Source organism: Pseudomonas sp. Van50 (assembly GCF_055390755.1).
In genome coordinates, this window is record NZ_AP024343.1 from 530,279 (window position 1) to 549,918 (window position 19,640).

The 19,640-nt window shown below is 62.9% G+C and carries 16 protein-coding genes and 1 pseudogene; 15 read left to right on the forward strand and 2 right to left on the reverse strand.

All coding sequences use genetic code 11. The features are described from left to right. Positions 1 to 2 precede the first annotated feature (2 nt). From gbpA to gspM, 13 genes and pseudogenes are all read left to right on the forward strand, one after another. Complete coding sequence (gene gbpA, locus ACZ5M5_RS02285) at positions 3 to 1,469, forward strand: N-acetylglucosamine-binding protein GbpA (protein ID WP_464738519.1); 1,467 nt, start codon at positions 3 to 5, stop codon at positions 1,467 to 1,469. A gap of 66 nt (positions 1,470 to 1,535) precedes the next feature. Then, positions 1,536 to 2,078: a cytochrome b gene (locus tag ACZ5M5_RS02290; protein ID WP_464738520.1), complete on the forward strand. Its 543-nt coding sequence runs from the start codon at positions 1,536 to 1,538 to the stop codon at positions 2,076 to 2,078. Then, positions 2,075 to 2,602 (forward strand): type II secretion system protein N, encoded by a 528-nt coding sequence (locus ACZ5M5_RS02295; protein ID WP_060739549.1) that lies wholly within the window; start codon positions 2,075 to 2,077, stop codon positions 2,600 to 2,602. Before ACZ5M5_RS02290 ends, ACZ5M5_RS02295 begins: the two co-directional genes overlap by 4 nt. A gap of 8 nt (positions 2,603 to 2,610) precedes the next feature. Continuing rightward, positions 2,611 to 4,536, forward strand: a complete 1,926-nt coding sequence (gspD, locus tag ACZ5M5_RS02300) for a type II secretion system secretin GspD (RefSeq protein ID WP_464738521.1) — start codon at positions 2,611 to 2,613, stop codon at positions 4,534 to 4,536. Beyond that, entirely contained in the window at positions 4,533 to 5,996 is a 1,464-nt protein-coding gene (gspE, locus tag ACZ5M5_RS02305) for a type II secretion system ATPase GspE (RefSeq protein ID WP_464738522.1), read from the forward strand. The genes gspD and gspE overlap by 4 nt, the downstream gene beginning before the upstream one ends. A gap of 4 nt (positions 5,997 to 6,000) precedes the next feature. Then, positions 6,001 to 7,208 (forward strand): annotated as a pseudogene (gene gspF / locus ACZ5M5_RS02310) (type II secretion system inner membrane protein GspF). A 3-nt stretch (positions 7,209 to 7,211) separates the two neighbouring features. Beyond that, the gene (gene gspG / locus ACZ5M5_RS02315; RefSeq protein ID WP_464738523.1) at positions 7,212 to 7,670 is read left to right on the forward strand and encodes a type II secretion system major pseudopilin GspG; all 459 of its coding nucleotides are present in this window, start codon (positions 7,212 to 7,214) and stop codon (positions 7,668 to 7,670) included. A gap of 2 nt (positions 7,671 to 7,672) precedes the next feature. Then, positions 7,673 to 8,140, forward strand: a complete 468-nt coding sequence (gene gspH / locus ACZ5M5_RS02320; RefSeq protein WP_464738524.1) for a type II secretion system minor pseudopilin GspH — start codon at positions 7,673 to 7,675, stop codon at positions 8,138 to 8,140. Continuing rightward, positions 8,133 to 8,519: a type II secretion system minor pseudopilin GspI gene (gene gspI / locus ACZ5M5_RS02325; protein ID WP_464738525.1), complete on the forward strand. Its 387-nt coding sequence runs from the start codon at positions 8,133 to 8,135 to the stop codon at positions 8,517 to 8,519. The genes gspH and gspI overlap by 8 nt, the downstream gene beginning before the upstream one ends. Beyond that, positions 8,512 to 9,045, forward strand: a complete 534-nt coding sequence (locus ACZ5M5_RS02330) for a type II secretion system protein GspJ (RefSeq protein WP_464738526.1) — start codon at positions 8,512 to 8,514, stop codon at positions 9,043 to 9,045. Before gspI ends, ACZ5M5_RS02330 begins: the two co-directional genes overlap by 8 nt. Continuing rightward, positions 9,042 to 9,887, forward strand: coding sequence for a type II secretion system protein GspK (locus tag ACZ5M5_RS02335; protein WP_464738527.1), 846 nt, complete (start codon positions 9,042 to 9,044; stop codon positions 9,885 to 9,887). The genes ACZ5M5_RS02330 and ACZ5M5_RS02335 overlap by 4 nt, the downstream gene beginning before the upstream one ends. Then, the gene (gene gspL, locus ACZ5M5_RS02340; protein ID WP_464738528.1) at positions 9,887 to 10,990 is read left to right on the forward strand and encodes a type II secretion system protein GspL; all 1,104 of its coding nucleotides are present in this window, start codon (positions 9,887 to 9,889) and stop codon (positions 10,988 to 10,990) included. The genes ACZ5M5_RS02335 and gspL overlap by 1 nt, the downstream gene beginning before the upstream one ends. Then, on the forward strand, positions 10,990 to 11,445 hold the full coding sequence (gene gspM / locus ACZ5M5_RS02345) for a type II secretion system protein GspM (RefSeq protein ID WP_464738529.1): 456 nt from the start codon (positions 10,990 to 10,992) through the stop codon (positions 11,443 to 11,445). Before gspL ends, gspM begins: the two co-directional genes overlap by 1 nt. Before the next feature lie 203 nt (positions 11,446 to 11,648). Here the strand turns inward: gspM and ACZ5M5_RS02350 are convergent, their stop codons facing one another. Further along, positions 11,649 to 12,905: an MFS transporter gene (locus ACZ5M5_RS02350; RefSeq protein WP_464739321.1), complete on the reverse strand. Its 1,257-nt coding sequence runs from the start codon at positions 12,903 to 12,905 to the stop codon at positions 11,649 to 11,651. 140 nt (positions 12,906 to 13,045) lie between these two features. On the opposite strand from ACZ5M5_RS02350, the gene ACZ5M5_RS02355 reads away from it, so the two are divergent. Continuing rightward, positions 13,046 to 13,939 (forward strand): LysR family transcriptional regulator, encoded by an 894-nt coding sequence (locus ACZ5M5_RS02355; protein ID WP_464738530.1) that lies wholly within the window; start codon positions 13,046 to 13,048, stop codon positions 13,937 to 13,939. A 31-nt stretch (positions 13,940 to 13,970) separates the two neighbouring features. Here ACZ5M5_RS02355 and ACZ5M5_RS02360 read toward each other — a convergent pair whose 3' ends face one another. Next, the gene (locus ACZ5M5_RS02360) at positions 13,971 to 18,059 is read right to left on the reverse strand and encodes a dermonecrotic toxin domain-containing protein (protein ID WP_464738531.1); all 4,089 of its coding nucleotides are present in this window, start codon (positions 18,057 to 18,059) and stop codon (positions 13,971 to 13,973) included. Between the two features lie 163 nt (positions 18,060 to 18,222). On the opposite strand from ACZ5M5_RS02360, the gene ACZ5M5_RS02365 reads away from it, so the two are divergent. After that, a complete protein-coding gene (locus ACZ5M5_RS02365) occupies positions 18,223 to 19,176 on the forward strand; it encodes a LysR family transcriptional regulator (RefSeq protein ID WP_464738532.1) in 954 nt (317 codons plus the stop codon). Positions 19,177 to 19,640 lie beyond the last annotated feature (464 nt).

Consider the following 19,640-nt stretch of genomic DNA (forward strand, 5'->3'; position numbering starts at 1 on the left):
ATATGAAGAACAACTTCAAAAAGAGCAATGTGTTAACGGGGTGTGCGTCCTCGCTAGTTCTGTTGTCGGCCATGGCGGCATCCCAAAGTGTGCTGGCCCACGGTTTCGTCGAAGTACCGCCTTCTCGTGCATTGTTGTGCCAGAGAGGTGTCAACCAGCACTGCGGCGACGCGCAATACGAGCCGCAGAGTACCGGCGAAACCTTCAAGGGTTTCCCGAATGGAGCCGGTGGCGGACCACTGCAAGGCCCTGTCGATGGCAAGATCGCCAGCGGCGGCAGCGCCCTGTTTTCTGCCCTTGATGCGCAATCGGCTTCGCGCTGGCACCTGACTGAAATCAAGGACCGCAACATTGTCTTCCAATGGCAATACTCCGCAGCGCACCCGGCGACCAAACATGAGTATTTCATTACCCGCGACGGTTGGAACCCGAACGAAGTGCTCAAGCGTGCCTCGTTCGACACCACGCCGTTCTGTACGGTGGATGGCGGTAATCAAGTTCCGGTAGCAGGTGCCCCGCACAACTGCGTCATTCCCGACAGCAAGACAGGTCATCACGTCGTCCTGGCGGTCTGGACGGTGGGCGATACCGACAACGCGTTCTACAACCCGATTGATGTGAACATCCTCGCCGAAGCCGCGTTGCCGGGCGGCTGGTCGGCGGTGGGCAGCATTGCGCCATCGACCCCGTTGCTGGTGGGCGACAAGGTCAAGGCCCGGGCATTCTCCGCCAGCGGCGAAAATGCCGAGTACAGCCTGGAAATCAGCATCGACAACGCTGAGGAAGGCAAGGCGGAAAACTGGTCGTTCAAACTGGCCGAGGCCCTCAACAAGGCTTATCCGCTCATTCGTGCCGGTGTTCGGGACGAGGACGGCAACATCGCGCCGGCCAAGGGCGCCAACAGTCTGTATGCCCAGAAAGAAAGCGCTGTGACGCGCTACGAAGTGCAACTGGACATGCGCGAAGACGCCAGCGCCAGCATGGAGATTTCCTCCCTGCAGCCCGAGTACGTCCTCGACAAAGGGCGGGTCAGCATGGCGTTCACTGCGCAGACAAACCGCAGCATGAATCTCGAAGCCACTCTGTTCGATGAAAAGAACAAGCAGGTGGGTGTCGTGAGCCAGACCGTGGGCGCAGGCAGCACCGGCCTGAACCTGGACGTGCGCAGCGCCCCAGGCGCGCACACCCTGACGCTGGTGGGGACTACCGTAGACGGCCGTACCACTCGCCAGGAGACCCAAGCGGTCACCCTGACCGGCGAGGGCGTAGGCATCGAGTACGACTTCGAATTCCCTAATGGCATCAGCGAGTACACCGCCGGCACGAAAGTGCTGCAGCGCGCGACTGACGAAGTCTTCGAATGCAAGCCGTTCCCAGCGTCCGGCTACTGCAAGCAATACGCCCCGACGTCGAACGGTTTCGAGCCAGGTGTCGGTGCGTCGTGGCAAAGCGCCTGGGACAAGCTGTAAGTCCTGACAGGCACGGCCCCGGGCGACTCGCAAGGTTGCCTGGGGCCTTCAGACGAGAACGCAGTGATGTCTATCAATTACTCAAGGCGGCGGGTGCTGCTGCACTGGCTGTCGGCGGTCATTATCCTGTGGGCGTTGGCGTCCGGTTTTTATGTGGCGTTCAACCCGGTGTCCGCTTCGACCCAACAATGGGTTGGGTCATTCAATGTGTCGCTGACCACGCTGTTCATTCCGTTTTTCGTATGGCGGACCTGGCTGTTCGTGTGCGAACGGGAGCCCCAGGGGACGGCGCTTTCCTTGAACAAGAGGCTGGCCTTGGCGGTGCACGCGCTGATCTACCTGGTGATCGGCGTCGTGCTGGTGACCGGCGTGCTGATGATGAAAAGCGCCATCAGTGTCTTCGGCCTCGTTCGATTTCCTCAGCCATTGGCTGATCCGGTGTTGATCGAACTGGCCAGCACGATCCACGTGCAGTCTTGCATGGTGCTTTCGATGCTTGTCGCGTTGCACCTGTGCGCGGTGCTCTGGCATGAGTTTTCCGGGCGTAGGGTGGTGCGCCGGATGTCCTTCGCCAAGCCGGCGGTCACCCTCCCGCGAGTGCAAAGTTGAGCCTGCCGGTGCGGGTCGGCAGCCGTTTGCCGACGCTGGCGCTGGTGCTCGTGCCGCTGCTCTATGGGGCATTGCTGGCCGGGCAGGAGTGGCGTTTTCGCCAGGCATTGGGCCGTGACGTACCGGTGGTGAGCGACTCGCCGGTGGCGCCGCATCGTGACTTGCCCAATGTCCAAGCGGTGGCGACTGTGCTCGGCCTGGCGCCTGAAGGTGCCCAGGCGCCAAGCGCCGAACCGATCACGTTGCAAGCCAGTTTTGTCGCTGGCCAAGGTTTGTCGCGGGCCTTGCTGGCGGACGCCGCCGGCCCGCGCATTTACCAGGTGGGCGAGCGTTTGCCGGGTGGCAGCGTGCTGCGCCGGGTCGAGGCCAGCCATGTGACGTTGTGGCGTAACGGACGTGAAGAGCGCTTGGCCCTGCAACCCGCAGCCAAACCCCTGCTGCGCCGGCTGAGCCTCGAAGACGGGGGCCATGCCGCGCCGCATTCCTCGCAATACCTACGCCCGGTGGCCGGGCAATCAGAGTGATCGAATTCATGAACAGCTTTATCCGGGGCCGTGTTTCGCGTGTCCTGTTCTGCCTCGCCGCGTCTTGCCTGCTGACGCCCGCCGGTTTGTTGCAGGCCGAAGAGGCTCAGTGGCAACTGGCGATGAACAACGCGGAACTGCGCGATGTGGTCGAAGAGTTCTCCGCGATCCTGGGCAAGACCGTGGTGCTCGACCCCCGAGTGTCGGGGCGCATCACGGTCATGTCCCGTGAGGCGCTGGACCGCGAAGGGGTGCGGCGGTTGTTCTATTCGGTACTCGATGCCCATAACTTCACCGTGATTGACGAAGGCGAGCGGATCCTGATCACGCCGGTCAGCGATGCCAAGACGCGTGCCGGTGTCGCCGATGAACACAGCGCCACACCGTCGCAGTTCGTCACCCGGGTCCTCGACCTGCAATCGAGCATCGCCGCCGATGTCGCCGGGCTGATCCGCCCCTTGGTATCGGCCAATGGTTACGTCGGTCCTTCGGTATCGTCCAACGCCCTGGTAGTCACCGACACCGCCGCCAACGTCCAGCGCATCGCCGGCGTGGTGCAACGGTTGGATTCAGGACGCAACCGCAATCACGTGGTGGTGCGCTTGAAGCACGCCCAGGCCGGGGACATCGCCCCACTCGTGGAAGCCTCCGGCGGCAAGCGCGAGGGGGATACGGCGGGCGTGGTGATCGCCGACGGCCGCAGCAATCGGCTGGTGATCATCGGCGCGCCAGCGGTGCGTCAACGCCTGGTCGACCTGGCCCGGACCCTGGACGTGCCGGCAGCCGCTTCCCAGGACAACGCGCGGGTCATCCGGCTGCGTCACAGCGATGCCAAACAGTTGGCCGAGGTATTGGAAGGTGTCGGCCAGGATAGGAAAACCACGCCGGCCCTCGCTGGCCAACGGGAAACCGCGGGGGCCAGCCCCTTCAGGATCAAGGCCGATGAAAGCCAGAATGCCTTGGTCTTGATCGCCGAGCCGGCCCAGGTCCGCATCATCGAGAACATCGTCCGGGAGCTGGACCAACCCCGGGCCCAGGTGCTCATTCATGCAGCCATCGTCGAGGTGAGCGGAGATATCTCCGAAGCGCTGGGGGTGCAGTGGGGACTCAAGAGCGGCAGCGCGACAGGGAGCATCAACTTCCCGGGAACCGACATCCCGATCATCGGCCTGGACTTTAACAAGCTGGATAAAACCAAGGAAAGCGCATTCCTGCGCCTCGGTGGCGATCGCTTCAGTGCACTGGTCTCGGCGCTGGCGAGCAATGCCCACAGCAACCTGCTGTCCACCCCCAGCCTGCTGACCCTGGATAACCAGGAAGCGGAAATCATCGTGGGCCAGAACGTTCCGTTCAAGACGGGTTCCTACGCCACCAGCGGCAACGGCGCGGACAATCCGTTCACCACTGTGGAGCGCAAGGACGTGGGTATCAGCCTCAAGGTCAAGCCTTACATCAACGAAGGCTCGACCTTGCGCCTTGAAGTCGAGCAGGAGGTGTCGGACATCGCGCCGTCGGTCTCCGGTGTGGACTCCTCGGACCTGATCACCAACAAGCGCGCCTTGAAGAGCACGATCCTGGCGGACGATGGCGAGATCATCGTGATCGGCGGCCTGATCCGCGACAGTGTCCGCAGCCAGCAAAGCGGTGTGCCGCTGCTGCGCAGTATTCCCTACTTGGGCGCGTTGTTTCGCTGGAACCGCGACACCCAGACCAAAAGCAACTTGATGGTGTTCCTGCGCCCGACCATCGTGCGCAGCAGCGAAGACCTGGCCGATGTGAGCCGGCAACGCTACGACGCGCTCCGGGAGTTGAGCAAACCCGGCTCGCGGAAAAACAATTCGCTGCTGCTGCCCCGGGACGCCCGCCAGTTGTTCGAATCGTCTGCGCAGGAGCCGGTGGTCGACCTGCTTGCACCGCAGCCGGAGGGCCTGTGAGCGAGCCGTTGCCCTTTGGTTTCGCCAGGCGCCTGGGCGTGCTGCTGGAAGGCGCGGGGCCGACCTTGAGCCTGGCGATGCGCAGCGACACGCCCCTGACTGCCGTGGCTGAAGTCCGGCGCCTGTGTGGGCGGGATCTACCTATCCAGGTCCTGGCGCCGGCGCAGTTCGCCGCGCGCCTGGCCAGCGTCTATCGCCAGGGCCAAAGCGCTGCCGAGCAGGTGGCCCAAGGCCTGGACGAGGAACTGGACCTGCTCAGCCTGGCCGACCAGATGCCGCAGACCACCGACCTGTTGGAGCAGCAGGGTGATGCGCCGATCATTCGCCTGATCAATGCGCTGCTCAGCGAGGCGGTCCGCGAGCACGCCTCGGATGTGCACCTGGAAACATTCGAGCAATACCTGTCGGTGCGCATGCGCATCGATGGGCAGTTGCAGGAAATGCTGCGCCCGCGCCGGGAACTGGCGAACCTGCTGGTGTCGCGGATCAAGGTCATGGCGCGCCTGGACATCGCCGAAAAACGCGTGCCCCAGGACGGCCGGATGGCGTTGCGCCTGGCCGGGCACGAGGTCGATGTGCGGGTCTCGACCCTGCCTTCGGCCCATGGCGAGCGGGTGGTGTTGCGCCTGCTCGACAAGCAGGCCGGGCGTCTGGATCTGCAACGCCTGGGCCTGCCCGACGACACCCTGGCGAGCCTGCGCCAGTTGCTCGGCAAGCCCCATGGCATCGTGTTGGTCACCGGGCCCACGGGGTCGGGGAAGACCACCAGCCTGTACGCGGCGCTGAGCAGCATCAACGACCAGAGCCGCAACATCCTCACGGTCGAAGACCCCATCGAATATCACCTGCCGGGTATCGGCCAGATGCCGGTCAACCCGAAAGTCGACATGACCTTCGCCCGCGGCCTGCGGGCCATTTTGCGCCAGGATCCGGACGTGGTGATGGTCGGCGAAATACGCGACCGCGAGACCGCCGAAATCGCCGTCCAGGCGTCGCTGACCGGGCACCTGGTGCTCTCGACCCTGCACACCAACACCGCCGTCGGCGCGGTCACGCGGCTGGTGGACATGGGCGTGGATGCGTATCTGCTGGCGTCGTCCCTGGCCGGCATCGTCGCCCAGCGTTTGTTGCGCTGTCTGTGCCCCTCCTGCAAAGCCCCTTATGTGGCCGACGCCGCCACGTGTCGGCGCCTGGGCCTCGACGCCGATGCCGCGCCCAAGTTGTTCAAGGCCCAGGGCTGCGAGCAATGCCAGAAAGGCTATCGCGGGCGCTTCGGCATCTATGAGCTGGTGCATGTCAACGCCGCCCTGTCGCAGTTGATTCACCAGGGCGCCACCGAGCAGGCGCTAGCCGCCGAGGCCCGCAAGACCTCCCGGAGCCTGTTCCAGGACGGTCGCCAGCGCGTGCTGGAAGGCCTGACCAGTGTCGACGAACTGCTGCGCATTACCCAGGAGGATTAGCGCCATGCCGACCTTCGATTATCGGGCCGAAAACCCCCAGGGCCGACGCTGCAAGGGCCGCGTGGAAGCCGACAGCCCCCGTCATGCTCGCCAATTGTTGCGCGAGCGTGGCTTGCTGCCCAGCGAGCTGGCGCAAGCCAAGGACCAGCGAGTCCTGGGCGGGCGCCATGCCGGGGGCGTTTGGGGCCGGCGGATCTGGCGTTGCTGACGTTGCAGCTGTCTACCTTGATCCAGGCCGGCCTGCCCCTTGAGGAGTCCCTGGGGGCGGTGGCGCAACAGAGCCAGAAACGCCGCGTTGCCCACCTGCTGGCGGCGGTGCGCAGCCGGGTGATGGAAGGCCACGCGCTGGCGACGGCACTGAGGGCCTTCCCTCAAGCGTTCCCCGAACTGTTCTGCGCCACGGTCGCGGCGGGCGAGCAGTCGGGTCACCTGGGCCAGGTGTTGGAGCAACTGGCGAGCTACACCCAGGCGCGCCAGGCCTCGCGCCAGCGTATTCAACTGGCGTTGGTGTACCCGCTGATCCTGATGCTGGCCTGTGTCGCGATTGTCGCGTTCCTGCTGGGTTATGTGGTGCCGGATGTGGTGAAGATTTTCATCGACAGCGGTCAGCCGTTGCCCTGGCTGACCCAGGCGCTGATCGCCGTGAGCGATGGCTTGCGCCGCCATGGCCTGGTGCTGCTCGGTGCCCTGGCCGGGCTGTTCGGGTTGTGGCGCTGGAGCCTGCGCCAACCGGCGTGGCGCCTGCGCTGGCATCGCTTGTTGCTGCGGCTGCCGCTGCTGGGCGAGGTGCTGCGGGCGATGGAGGCGGCGCGATTCGCCAGCACCTTGGCGATCCTGAGCAAAAGCGCGGTGCCGCTGGTGGAGGCCTTGCACATCGCCGCCCAGGTGATCGGCAACCTGACGATCCGCGCCCGCATGGCGGACGTTGCACGTTCGGTACGTGAGGGCGGGACCCTGACCCGTGGCCTGGAGCAGGGCGGTGATATTCCGCCGCTGATGCTGCACATGATCGCCAGCGGCGAACGGGCCGGCGAACTCGACAACATGCTGGCCCGGGCCGCCGAACAACAGGAGGCCAGCCTCGCGGCGCGCATCGCGCTGGTGGTGAGCCTTTTCGAACCGGCCATGTTGGTGCTGATGGGCGGCGTCGTGCTGCTGATCGTCATGGCCATCCTCCTCCCCATCCTGAGCCTCAACCAATTGGTGAACTGACCGATGAAACTCCAAAGCAAGCGACCCGCACGCCAGCAACAACGCGGTTTTACCCTGATCGAAATCATGGTGGTGGTGGTCATCATTGGCGTACTGGGCGCTATCGTCGTGCCGCAGTTCATGAGCCGACCCGACCAGGCCAAGGTCACGGCCGCCCGCACCGATATCCAGGCGATCGCCACGGCCCTGGAAATGTACCGCCTCGACAACTTCCAGTACCCCTCGACCCAACAAGGCCTGGAGGCGTTGAGCAAACGCCCGTCCGGTACCCCCGCAGCCAGGAACTGGAACCCCCAGGGTTATCTGAAAGGCTTGCCGGTCGACCCTTGGGGCACGCCCTACCAGTACCTCAACCCCGGACACAAATCCCTTGATGGCGGCTATGACCTCTACTCCCTGGGCGCCGATGGCGTGTCGGGTGGTGAAGGGATGGCGGCCGACATCGGCAATTGGGCCGAGTGAACATGCCGCGCCGTTGCCGGGGCTTCACCTTGTTGGAGCTGATGGTCGTTATCGTCTTGATCGGCGTCCTGGCGGGCATGGTCCGCTTCGCCACCGGGCCGGGCCCGGCGCGTGAAGCTCGCCAGCAAGCCCGGGACTTCGTTGCGCTGGTGCAGCAGTTGCGCGAGTGGGCGGTACTGGACGGTCAGGAATATGGTGTGCACGTGCAGCCCGGCAGTTATCAGCCGTTGCGACTCGAAGTCCAGGGCTGGACGGCGGTGTCGGTGCCGCATCGATTGCCCGAGGGCTTGACGCTCGGGTTGGAGCTGGACGGTCATGCCCTGTCGCTCGATGCCGTTCAAGGCTCACCCCAGTTGCTGATGCTCAGTAGTGACGAGATCAGTCCGTTCAAGCTGTTCATCAACGTCGCAGGGCAAGCGGTTGCCCGGGTATCGAGCGATGGCCTGGCGGAGCCGCTGACCGATGAGTAACGCGCGCAGGCAGGCCGCCAGTTGCCAGGGTTTCACGCTGTTGGAAGTCATGATCGCCCTGGCGATTTTCGCGACGCTGGCGGCGGCCGTACTTTCGGCCAGCCAGTTCGTGCTCAAGCAAAGCGTCACACTTGAGGACCGTCTGTTCGGCGCCTGGCTGGCGGACAATCAACTGAGCGAACTGCGCCTGGAAGTCATCACGTCGCCCGGACAACAGCGACTGAACCGGCACCTGGACCGCCGCGCTTGGGTCTTGCAACAGCGTATCGCCCCGGCCCGTGATGGACGACTGTTGCAGGTCGAGATCCAGGTCAGCCGCGACGACAGCGCGGCCGTCGCGCACCGCACCATCGGCTGGATCCGCAGCCATCATGAATAGGCAAGCGGGTTTCACCTTGCTGGAGCTGGTCATCGCCATCGCCATTTTTGCCTTGCTCGGCCTGGCCAGTTGGCGGTTGTTCGATGGGGTCGTGCGGACCCAGCAGGGAGTCGCTCAACATGAGCGCGACATCAGGGCCTTGCAGCGCGCTGTCGGCGTGATCGAACGGGATGTGTGGCAGGCGGTTGCCGACTCGGTCGTACTCGCGCCCGGGCATTTGCAGTTGCAGCGCAGCCATTGGCGCAACCCACTGGACCAGCCTCGCAGCGAACGGCAGACAGTGAGCTATCAGCTCAAGGGCGGCACGTTATGGCGCGAGAGTGTCGGCGAAGGCATGACGCTTGTGCAGCGGCAGATATTGCTCGACGACGTCCGCAGCCTGAGCTGGCGCGTGTTCGACCGGCAACGGGGCTGGCGCAGTGAAACCGCGAGCGGCACCGTGTCGTTGGCGTTGGAGTTGAGCGTGTCTGCGGGGCGTTTCGAACAGATCCGCCGGGTGCTGCTATTGCCGGAGGCGTCGCCATGAAGCGCCAACGTGGCGTGGCGCTGATCAGCGTGCTGCTGGTGTTGAGCCTGGCATTGCTGCTGGTCGGTGGGCTGTTGCGCAGCCATCGCCTGCTGTTGCATAGCAGCGCGCAGCAACTGCAACAGGTCCAGTTGCGGCAATTGGGATTGGCTGGGGAAGACTGGGCGCGGGTGGTGTTGGAAAGCAGTGGGATAACGCCGTCCGGGCCCGTTGACCTGAGCCAGGGTTGGGCCCGGCTCGGGCCTGCCATGGAAATGGACGGCGCCGCGCTGCACATCGGTATCGAGGATTTGTCTGGGCGCCTGAATCTCAATGGGCTGCTGGCCCAGGGGCAAATCGATCAGGTCAGCCTCGGTCGCTGGACCCGCTTGCTGGCCTCGCTGGATCTGCCGTCGCTGTCGTTGCCCCAGGTCGGACCGATACAGGAGTTGAGTCAACTGCGCCTGTTGCCGGGCATCGATGGCCCGACGCTACAGCGCCTGGAGCCCTGGGTGGCGTTGCTGCCCAAGGACGCGCGGATGAACATCAATACCGCCCCGCAGCGCGTGCTGATGACCCTCGAGGGCATGGAGGCCGGGGCCGCCCAGGCGTTGGTCAACCAGCGTCGCCACGCGCCATACCCCAGCGTGCAGGCGTTTACCAACGACCCGTTGCTGTCCGGCATGGGCCTCAGCAGCCATGGGCTGGGGGTGGGCAGTCGCTGGTTTCGAATCACCGTGAGCGTGATCCATGCCGACCGCCGTCTGCGCCTGGCCTCGGATATCGAGCGTGATTCTGTCAGCGGGCGCTGGACGGTTCGTCAGCGACGTTTCTTACCTTTCAGCCCCAGTGAGCTTCCTTGATGAAAACCTGGCTTTACCTGACCGCCGAGGGCCTGACCGCGCCTTGCGCCAACTGGCCGTGCTGCGTGTGGTCGCCCAGCGGCGAGCGTCGTCGCCTGCCGTTGCACGAGGCGGCCGGCGAGTTGAGCGGCCGGCCCGTCGATGTACTGTTGCCGATGGAAATGTGCAGCTGGTTGCGCAGCGATCCGTGGCCCTCTCGACGCCAGCCCCGGCCCCAGGCCCTGGCATTCGCCATCGAAGAACAACTGAGTGAAAACCTGGAGGCGCTGCACATCAGCGTCGGCCCGCGGGACCGTCAGCACCGCTATCCGCTGATGGTGACGGAACGCGCCCGGTTCCAGGCGCTGCTGGCGCTGCTCGTCGAGCAAGGCATCGATACGCGGGCGGTGCATGTCGATGCCGACCTGCTTGCCGATGACCAGGCACTGGGCGTGCGCTGGTTCGGGCGCTGGTTGTTGGGCGCAGGGCTGCCGGCGCGGCTGGCGTTGTCGGCACGGGCCCTGGCGACGCTCAAGCCCGGCTTGCCCGAGGACATTCACTGGCTGGACGAAGAGCGCGATTGCCCTGGCATCGATGAATGGCTGCTGAGCGCGGGTGGACGTCCCATCGACCTGTTGCAAGGTGAGTTCCGTCGACGTCGTCGACCGCTGCCATGGCGTGGCGCTTCGGCGGTGGCACTGGGCATGTTGGTGCTCACCTGGGCTTTTTGCGACGCCCGCGTACGTTTTCTTGAAAGCGAAACCCGGCTTTTGTATGCCCAAAGTGAGCAGCGGTTCAGGTCGCTGTATCCCGGGCAGGAGCGGATTGTCGACCTGGCGGCGCAGTTCCAGGCATTGCAGAGTCGGCGCGGGCAAAGCCACGACACTCAGGTCGCGCGCCTGGCCCGTCTGACCGAGCAGGTCATTGGCGCCAGCAACGTCGAGGTGCAGCGCATCGATTTTCGTGAGGGCGAAGGCTGGAAGATCCAGTTGACGGCGAACAGTTTCGTCGAACTTGAACAACTGCGTGAACGCGGGCAGCAAAACGGCTTGCCCGTCACCCTGGGCAGCGCGAGCAAACAGAACAATCGGGTGCAGGCCATCCTCACACTGGAGAACAGTTGATGAACGTCGATCGATGGCGGGTCTTGAAACAGACGTGGGGAAGCCTGTCGCGCCGAGAGCAAGGGCTGTTGCTGGGGCTTGCCGGGGCGTTGTCGGTGGCGCTGGCCTACACCGCGATTTGGCAACCGACCTGGCAACGACGGGAGGTTGCCGAACGCCAGTATCAACAACAGGCCGAACTGAACGCCCGGATCCAGCGTGCCGAACCCACCCGGGACATGACTGTCGCCACGCGACCCTTGTCGGTGCGGGTCAATGAAAGTGCGACAGCGGCGGGGTTGGACATGGCGCAAATGGAGGTCGACGGCGACTCGTTGCGACTCGCCGTCAGTGGTGAGGCGAGTGCGTTGCTGCGTTGGTTGGATCAACAGGAGCGAGAGGGCGCGGTGCTGCAGTCGCTGACGTTGGAAGTGGAGAATGGTGTGTTGGGCGCGCGAGTGGTTTTGCGCCAATGACACACGGCAGTTTTGATCAGGGCACGAGTGGCCTTTGTGGCGAGGGAGCTTGCTCCCGCTCGGCTGCGCAGCAGTCGTAAACGGGTTTACAGGGTTTACCTGTTGCACCGCGGTGGCTGGTTTTGGGGCGGCTGCGCCACCCAGCGGGAGCAAGCTCCCTCGCCACAAAGTGTCCACTTTGTTTCCAATGTGGATAGCGATGGCTAGACCTGCACATTCCCCGGCAACAACGGCAATTTCGCCAGCTTCACCGCCACCCACAACGCAATCACCAGCAAGCCACCGATGAACAGGCCGATCCCGTTCCAGCCGCCCAGGTGCCAGGCCACGCCGCCGGCCGTACCCGCCACGCTGGATCCGGCGTAGTAGCTGAACAGATAAAGTGACGAAGCCTGGCCCTTGGCCCTGAGGGCGCGGCGGCCGATCCAGCTGCTGGCGACCGAATGGGCGCCGAAGAAACCGAAGGTGAACACCAACATGCCCAGGACCACCAGCCACAGCGGGGTGGCCATGGTCAGCACGAGGCCGGACAGCATCAGCGCGATGGTCGCCCAGAGCATTTTGCGGCGACCGAGTCTGTCCGCCAGTGCGCCGACTTTGGCCGAGCTGTAGATGCCCGACAGGTACACCACCGACAGCAACCCGACGAAGGCCTGGTCCAGATGATAAGGCTCGGCCAGCAGGCGGTAGCCGATGTAGTTGAACAGCGTCACGAACGCGCCCATCAGCACGAAGGCTTCGAGAAACAGCAGCGGCAACCCGGCGTCGCGAAAGTGCAGGGTGAAACCCTCCAGCAGACTGCGTGGGTGCAGCGAACGGGGACGGAAGTTGCGTGACTCGGGAAGAATCCGCCAGAACACCGCCGCCGCGATCAACGCCAGGCCGCCAATCACCAGCATCGCGGTGTGCCAACTGACGAAGTCGATCAAGACCCCGGTGATCAGGCGCCCGCACATGCCGCCGATGGCGTTGCCAGCGATATACAGCCCCATCGCCAGGCCGATGTGCTTGGGATGAATCTCTTCGCTCAGATACGTCATCGCGACCGCCGCCAACCCGCTCAACGACAGCCCGACCAAGGCGCGCAGCAGCAGGACGCCTTGCCAGGTCGGCATCATGGCGCTGGCGATCGTGCACACCGACGCGGCGAACAGCGCCGTGACCATCACCGATTTGCGGCCGATGCGGTCGGAAATCGGGCCGGTGATCAACAGGCCGATGGCGAGCAGGCCGGTCGCCACCGACAGGATCAGGCTGCTCTGCGCCGCGTTGATGGAAAACTCCTTGGACAACAGCGGCATCATCGGTTGCACGCAATACAGCAGGGCAAAGGTCGCAAAGCCACCGCAGAACAGTGCCAGCACGGTGCGCATGAACATCGGCGTGCCTTTCTCGATGTAGATGTCCTTGAGTTCGGCGACGGTATCGTCCTGCGCACGCGACGGGATTTCATGGGCCAATGGAGCGACAGCAGTTTTCACGGTGGACCTCGCAAGGACACGATCAGGCAGGCAATGAAAAAAGCATATAGCCAGCTAATGTTTCTATCCAATATATTATTCGACCTGTTTAAGACGTTTAGCGACCTATTGGATAACCCATGGAACTGCGTCACTTGCGTTACTTCATCGCCGTTGCCGAAGAACTGCATTTCGGCCGCGCCGCGCTGGCCCTGGGCATCTCCCAACCGCCGTTGAGCCAGCAGATTCAGGCACTGGAACAGGAGATTGGCGCACGGTTGTTCGAACGCACCAATCGTCGAGTCGAATTGAGCGAGGCCGGGCGGCTGTTCCTTGAAGAAGCGCGACGGGTGTTGGTCCAGGTCGACAAGGCCGCCGACGTGGCCCGCCGTGCCCAACTGGGGGAACTGGGTGAGCTGAAAATCGGTTTCACCTCCTCGGCGCCGTTCAACTCCACCATTCCCCAGGCGATCTTCTCGTTCCGTCAGCGCTTCCCGGCGGTGCACCTGAACCTGCGGGAAATGAGCAGCACCCAAGTGGCCGACGCACTGCTGGATGAGGCGATCGAAGTCGGCATCATGCGGCCCTTGCCGCTGCCCGACGCCCTGAGGGAAATCGAACTCAGCCGCGAACCCCTGGTGGCCGTGCTCAGCGCCAAGCATTCCCTGGCCCAGGGCGATGAAAAGGGCCTGTTCCTCTCGGCGTTGGCTCAGGAACCGTTCGTGTTTTTCCCGCGCAGCTACGGCAGTGGCCTCTACGCGCAATTGCTGAGCCTGGCCCGCGACGCCGGCTTCAGCCCGCACTTCGCCCAGGAAGCCGGTGAGGCCATGACCATCATCGGCCTGGTCGCGGCAGGGCTGGGCGTCTCGGTATTGCCGGCGTCCTACCAACGCATGCGCATTGATGGCGTGGTCTATCGACCGCTGCTCGATCCGGCGGCGGTCTCGGCCGTGTGGCTGGTGCAGCGCAAGGAACAGCGTTCGCCGATGGCGAAGGCGTTTGTGGATTTACTGACGCAAGGCACTGGCTGTTGATCGCCAACCACTCGACCTCGATTCGATCGACCTATCCTTCCCAGACCGTCGCGGGCTTATTGCCGTGGTAATCATAAAAGCCCTGGAGTATCCAGGTGTCGCCCTTGCGTTCGAACGCGGCGCGCCATGCGCCTTTGCCACCGCCGGGGGACAGTTGGGCCATGGTGTACCAGTAGTACCGATAGATTCGCTTGGTGGTTATCCTGCCGGCGCGGATATCTGCCAGGATTTCCCCGACCTTGGCTTCAGCCTCCTTGGGAAAGCTGGCGTATGACATCTGTGTTTCGGCCAATGGGCTGGTGCGGGTCTGGAATTTATCCGGTACAAGCTCCGGGGCGGGTAAAACCATGGGGGCGGTGGGTGGGGGTGTCCCTGTCACTTTGTTGGACTTGGCCTGTATAACGATTTCGATGTCGAAGGGTTCATAGTTTGCGAGCGAACTGGTGAAGTTTGTAATGTCTTCGCTGGTGAGCAGCATGGTATTTCGCTGGGTCTTGCCTTTGTTGACAATGAGATAAGGCACTCGATTGTTCCTTATTTCCGTCAACAGGCCAGGCTTGTGCATGCGCTGCTTCTCTTCCCGAAGCGCAGTGATCATCTCGTTGTAGTAATCCTCCGAAGCCATGTAGTTTCCTCGGGCGGCTTGCTCTTGCGGCCCGTCCCCCGGATGTAACGCCTGGGCCTTGGCATTCAGTTTGGCTTCCACGGCGTGCAACATGGCCCGGGTGTCTTTGGATATCTTGTCCATGGCCACTCTTTTCCGGCCTTTATGAGGCGTGAAGGTCATGAAGACTGCGCCGGTCAGGTTGTCGGTGATGATGGTGGTGTGCACCTGGATTCGATCTTCGGTAAAGAACACGTTTTTGTGCGAAATGATCGTGTCATATATTTTTATTTTTTGTGTTTCGCTCAGTTCGACGTCAGGCGCGTTGGCTTCGATGTCTTTATAGCTAAGGGTCACGATTCGCCAAGTGTTCATCTTGTCCAGCAGATCGTCGTGGGCGGCCTGATGCCGGGACAGATTGCCCCGGCCCTGGGTCAGGTCCCTTATTTTCGAGAGATAGGCGTTGAGGTCGAGCGCGCCTATGTCGGCCATGCTTTCATCGAGTATGCGTCCGAGCAGCGCGTCGGGCATGGTGTGGAAAATCTCCTTTGCCGTGTTCACGGCTTCGAGGGTGGGGTAGCGATTGTTGACCAGCACCCCTTCCACCAATGCATTGAAAGCTCGCTCTCGCGGCGTCTGCGGGGCTCGTCTGAGCAGGCTCTGGAGCGCGCCGCCTCCGCGTAGACGCTGACGTTCTTCAACCTGCCAACGATCATTTTCCCAAATGACGGTCCGTTGGTTGGAGCGGTTGTCGGGCGCGTAGATGATTTGCTCGCCTGCCTGGACCGCGGTCTTGTAATAGCCGCTCCCCAGCATCAGGTAGCCTTGCCCGCTTGCATCCCGGTACCGGTGGCGACCCTCGTGGATCAATCCGTGGCCGTCGAACCCTTTGAGCCGGTACGGCTCCAGCTCCGGGTCCGTCATGGGGGGGAGCGCCGATAGCACCGGGCGTGCTTGCCTGCGACGGCGTCCGGCGCGGGCCATGATCAAGTCCTGCCCCGCCTCGGCGATGACCTCCCCCAGCCCGCCGATAAAATCAAGGGTCCACTGCTGCAGGCTGCCGTTCTCATCGTCTATCGCCGACACCGCGGCACCGCCGGCCATGGTCGGCAGGATCGCGCGTCCCAGCAGGCCGCCCAGCCGGCCTGCCGGGAATATCGACATCGCCCCCGTCAGCAGCAGGACGGCGCTGCGGCGTCCCTCTTGGGCGTAGGTGCTGTCGCGCTCGGCATGGGTCACTGTCAACATGTCTGCCGTCTTGAGCCCATGGGCGATTTGCGTCTCATGCAACGCTTTGAACACATCCCCCTCGACGATGGGCGAAGCGATGGTCTTCGCGAAATCGTCCTGTGCCCTGTCCTGGGCCCACGCGAAGACAGACAGTGTGACTTTCTTGATTTTTTCCTCGAGCGCCAGGTCCTCCGAGGTCGGTGCCATGCTGGCAAGTTGCTTGGCCTGTTCGAGCAGCGGCAGGTGCGAAATGAGCCAACGGGTCATCTCCGACGTGGCAGTGAGTGTTTGCACCAAGGTTGTTTCCAACGCCCGCGCGCTTGGTGCATCCACGTCCCTGAACGTCTTGCCGTCGGGGGCGCCTGGGGTGTAAAGCGTCAACGAAGGGCGGCTCGCCGTCGCCTTCACCCCAAACGCCAGCACTTCCCTCAGCACGCTGTCGCCCCATTGCAGTTGGCGGACCACCACCTGGTGCCCGTTGACCTTGTCGCGTGCCGCTGCGGTCGGGCCGTCCAGTGCGGCCAGCACCAGCTTCAAGCCGATATTGTCCCGGTCGTGCCGCAAGTCTCCCGAAATATGCGCGGCCCACACTTGGGCGCGCATCTGTTGCGCTTTCAGGGCCATCCACTGCGCCTGTTGTTCCCGGGCCACGCGTTGCAGCTCGACCGGGAGCCGGGCGCCGATGTTCGCCCTCTCAATGACGTCCACAATTTGCGCGAAGCTCAGCGGCCCTTCCACGGCTGGGTGAGAGGCATTGCGTTCGTCCTGGGTCAGGTTGGACATCGCCCACTGTGTCAGGGAGCGACGGTCATCGACGATTCCCCTCACGCTGCCTTGCGAGACCCCGGAGCCAAACGGCGAGCTACCCGTCGGTGCGTGGGGATCGACCACGGTTCTTCTGATGCTCAGGGACACGTCCTCAGGGTCGACCGGCGGGTATTTCGCCTTGATGACATCGGCGAGCAACTGACGGGTCCGGTCTCGAAGAGCGTCCATGGTGGCCAGCGTCACCGGGTCCGGCGGCGGGGGCTGATCCGTCAGGGCGTTGTGCAGGGCCCGCGTCGCCGCCCACCATGCCAGGCGATCGCTGGCGGTAACGTGCGGGTTGCCGTGCAGCCAGTCATTGAGTCTCTTGAGGTTTAGCCGCAGTTCGCGCTCCTCCATGGCGTTCGCCAGGTCCAGCTTGTGGCCGATGTCCGCCGCCGCATCGACCCTGTTCATCCAGGCGGTGATTTCTTCCGATGCCGCGGGACCGTCCAGCACGGCATCGCGCACGGCGGTTTTCTGCCCTGTCCGCAGTTCCGTGACCAGGCGAGCGAGGAAGTGCTCGGTGACAGGCGCGATGTCGACTTCATCCCCAGCGTTGCCGTCTTGCGCCAGGCCGGCCTTGAGCGCCACCAGGGTGTCGTACAGTTGCAACGGCTGGCCCGGGCGGTACAGCACGGCATGTCCCGAATCGCTGACGTTGTCATACCGCGACAAGGCCACGGCGCCCGACACCGGTACGCTGAAGCTCCAGCGGCGGGGTGTGATCCCCAGGCTGAACACCCCGGGTCGGACCCGTTCCGCCAACTGTGCACGAGATGCTGCGTCCGGCGCCGACAACGCATAGTCGGTCAGCGCCTGGTGCATTTGCGGGCTCAATGTCGTGTCCAGCCGATGCAGATCGGCCTGGGCCTTGAGTTGCCTGGCGAGTTCGTCCGCCAGCCAGTCGCCGACCTTGCGGTCCTGGCTGAAGTCGGCCGGCTTGTTCCAGAACTCATCCAATGCACGGGTGAGCAGTCGTTCATAAAGCGCCGGCGTGGCGCTGATCAGCCGCTTGATTTCAGTTTTTGCGGCGCGCTCGTTCAGGGCGACGGGCGCTGCGGCGGTGCTGTCCCGATGGGTGACAATCTCGATGTCGTCCAAGTCACGGAAGAACGCCCGCGGATCGATCCTGCCAGCGACGACTTGCAGCAAAAGCGTTTCGAGCAAGCGGGTGTCCGTCACCGTCTTACCGGTTGCCGGGCCATCGGCTGTGCGCTGCGCAGGCGCAATCGTCTCTTCGCGCAGCGTGCGCACGGACAGCTCGTGCACCGTCATGCTGCCCGCCAAGGCCGGGAAGGTTCTCCTGAACCAATAATCCAGGTGTTGCCTCATCACATTGGAAGGCCGTGGGATGGCGTCGTTCAGGCGGATCATCTGTTGCTGCGCCGCCTTGAGCTGGCTGACCAGCGGGGCATCCGGCAGCGCGGCGCTGTCGGCGAACGGTAAGTCATGGGACGTTGTAAGGGGGGTGTGTTCCACTGCTTTTCTTCCTGGAGGAATGTTGGCAGTACAACCTATTCAGGAAAAACTCGGGTGGGTGGTATATAGGTACCGCATGCGGGGAGGGGCGATAGCGTAAGAAGATCTCTATCTCTGTTCCCAGTATCTGCCTATTTCTCAAAATGGATGACTCGTTAAAGCTATGGTCAAGCACATCGATCCAGATTTGACGTTGTTGAAAATGCCTTCTCTCAAGGCCGTCAAGTCCTTCGTGGCAGCCGCCAAATACCAGAGCTTCACCCGTGCCGCAGAGGCGCTGTGCGTGACCCAGGCAGCGATCAGCCGGCAAATTCGCGAGCTTGAAACGTATCTTGGCGTAGAGCTGTTCAGGCGAGTAGGTCGAGCGGTCGAGTTGACCGAAGCAGGCGCCATTTTCTTCGACGCAGCGCAAATGTCATTCGTAAATATCTCCCAGGCGGCTGAGCGCATCCGCACCCATAACGCCGGGAAGCGCGTGCTGACCCTGTGCTGCTCTCCCGCATTTTCGGCGCTATGGCTGGCGGCGAAACTGCCTACCTTTTTCAGCCAGAATCCCGATATTGATCTCAACCTGATCACCACCCAGAACTTTCTGTCGATGGAGCCTGGCATTCGCCCGGACATTTTCATCACCAAGATGGCCCGGATTCAGGATGGTTACCGCAGCTATCCGCTGTTTCACGACGTGATCTATCCGGTCTGTACCCCGCAATACCGAGACGCCCACCCGGAGTTGTCGAGCCTGGAAGGGCTGCGCAACGGCGTGCTGCTCAATCTCAGCCCCTACGGCCGTTCGCAGGTGGCGGAACATGTGGACTGGAATGTGTGGTTCGCCTTCCATAACGTCAATCTTGACGAGCGCCCGCACGACAGCCCTCACGTGCTCAATGCCAACGACTACAACCTCATCATCAGCATGGTGCTGACCCATCAGGGCGTGTCTCTTGGCTGGAACCACTTGGTGACAAAGCTGATTGACGACGGGTTGCTGGTGCGGCCGGTCGCTGAAGAAGTTGTGCTCAAGGAAAGCCAGCACTACCTGACGTTCAGGGAAGACCGCGAGCACGACGAGGCCTGTTGCCGGTTCAGGGACTGGGTGCTGTCGCAGTTCGAATGAGCCGGGCATCCGCGACGGGAACGACATCCTGAGCGTCCAATCGATAACATTTTTTTATGCATTGCCCAGTGAAAAGGTTTCTTGTTGGCAAGCGCGTTCGACACGTAATCTTCACACAAGCCGCCAGTAATCCTCGGGTCGATGCAAGAGGATTCGAGGCATGCAAAAGCCGATGGAGACCTTCCATACGTGCTGAAAATAAGAAACCGTCGTCACTGCCAATTGGGATAGATACGGTCTGACTATGTTGATTAAAGCGATTGCTCATCTGCCCTGTGTCGAACAGTGTCTGCCTGAGGTAAAGGCCGTGTCTCGACCGAACGTATTCTAAAACTTTAGCGTTTTTTCTGCGGCCTGCTCGATGTACTTGAGTGGGTCTGGAAATGTGTCGCGCTGGGCGATTGCGAAAGAACATTGAAGTTCTGCGTTGATAAAGGTTCAGGATTAAATCCTGAGTCAACGTC

Excerpts from the sequence above, each read along its gene's own strand:
- gbpA (WP_464738519.1), top strand. The coding sequence starts at position 3 with ATGAAGAACAACTTCAAAAAGAGCAATGTGTTAACGGGGTGTGCGTCC.
- ACZ5M5_RS02290 (WP_464738520.1), top strand. The coding sequence starts at position 1,536 with ATGTCTATCAATTACTCAAGGCGGCGGGTGCTGCTGCACTGGCTGTCG.
- gspD (WP_464738521.1), top strand. The coding sequence starts at position 2,611 with ATGAACAGCTTTATCCGGGGCCGTGTTTCGCGTGTCCTGTTCTGCCTC.
- gspG (WP_464738523.1), top strand. The coding sequence starts at position 7,212 with ATGAAACTCCAAAGCAAGCGACCCGCACGCCAGCAACAACGCGGTTTT.
- gspH (WP_464738524.1), top strand. The coding sequence starts at position 7,673 with ATGCCGCGCCGTTGCCGGGGCTTCACCTTGTTGGAGCTGATGGTCGTT.
- gspI (WP_464738525.1), top strand. The coding sequence starts at position 8,133 with ATGAGTAACGCGCGCAGGCAGGCCGCCAGTTGCCAGGGTTTCACGCTG.
- ACZ5M5_RS02330 (WP_464738526.1), top strand. The coding sequence starts at position 8,512 with ATGAATAGGCAAGCGGGTTTCACCTTGCTGGAGCTGGTCATCGCCATC.
- ACZ5M5_RS02335 (WP_464738527.1), top strand. The coding sequence starts at position 9,042 with ATGAAGCGCCAACGTGGCGTGGCGCTGATCAGCGTGCTGCTGGTGTTG.
- gspL (WP_464738528.1), top strand. The coding sequence starts at position 9,887 with ATGAAAACCTGGCTTTACCTGACCGCCGAGGGCCTGACCGCGCCTTGC.
- gspM (WP_464738529.1), top strand. The coding sequence starts at position 10,990 with ATGAACGTCGATCGATGGCGGGTCTTGAAACAGACGTGGGGAAGCCTG.
- ACZ5M5_RS02355 (WP_464738530.1), top strand. The coding sequence starts at position 13,046 with ATGGAACTGCGTCACTTGCGTTACTTCATCGCCGTTGCCGAAGAACTG.
- ACZ5M5_RS02365 (WP_464738532.1), top strand. The coding sequence starts at position 18,223 with ATGGTCAAGCACATCGATCCAGATTTGACGTTGTTGAAAATGCCTTCT.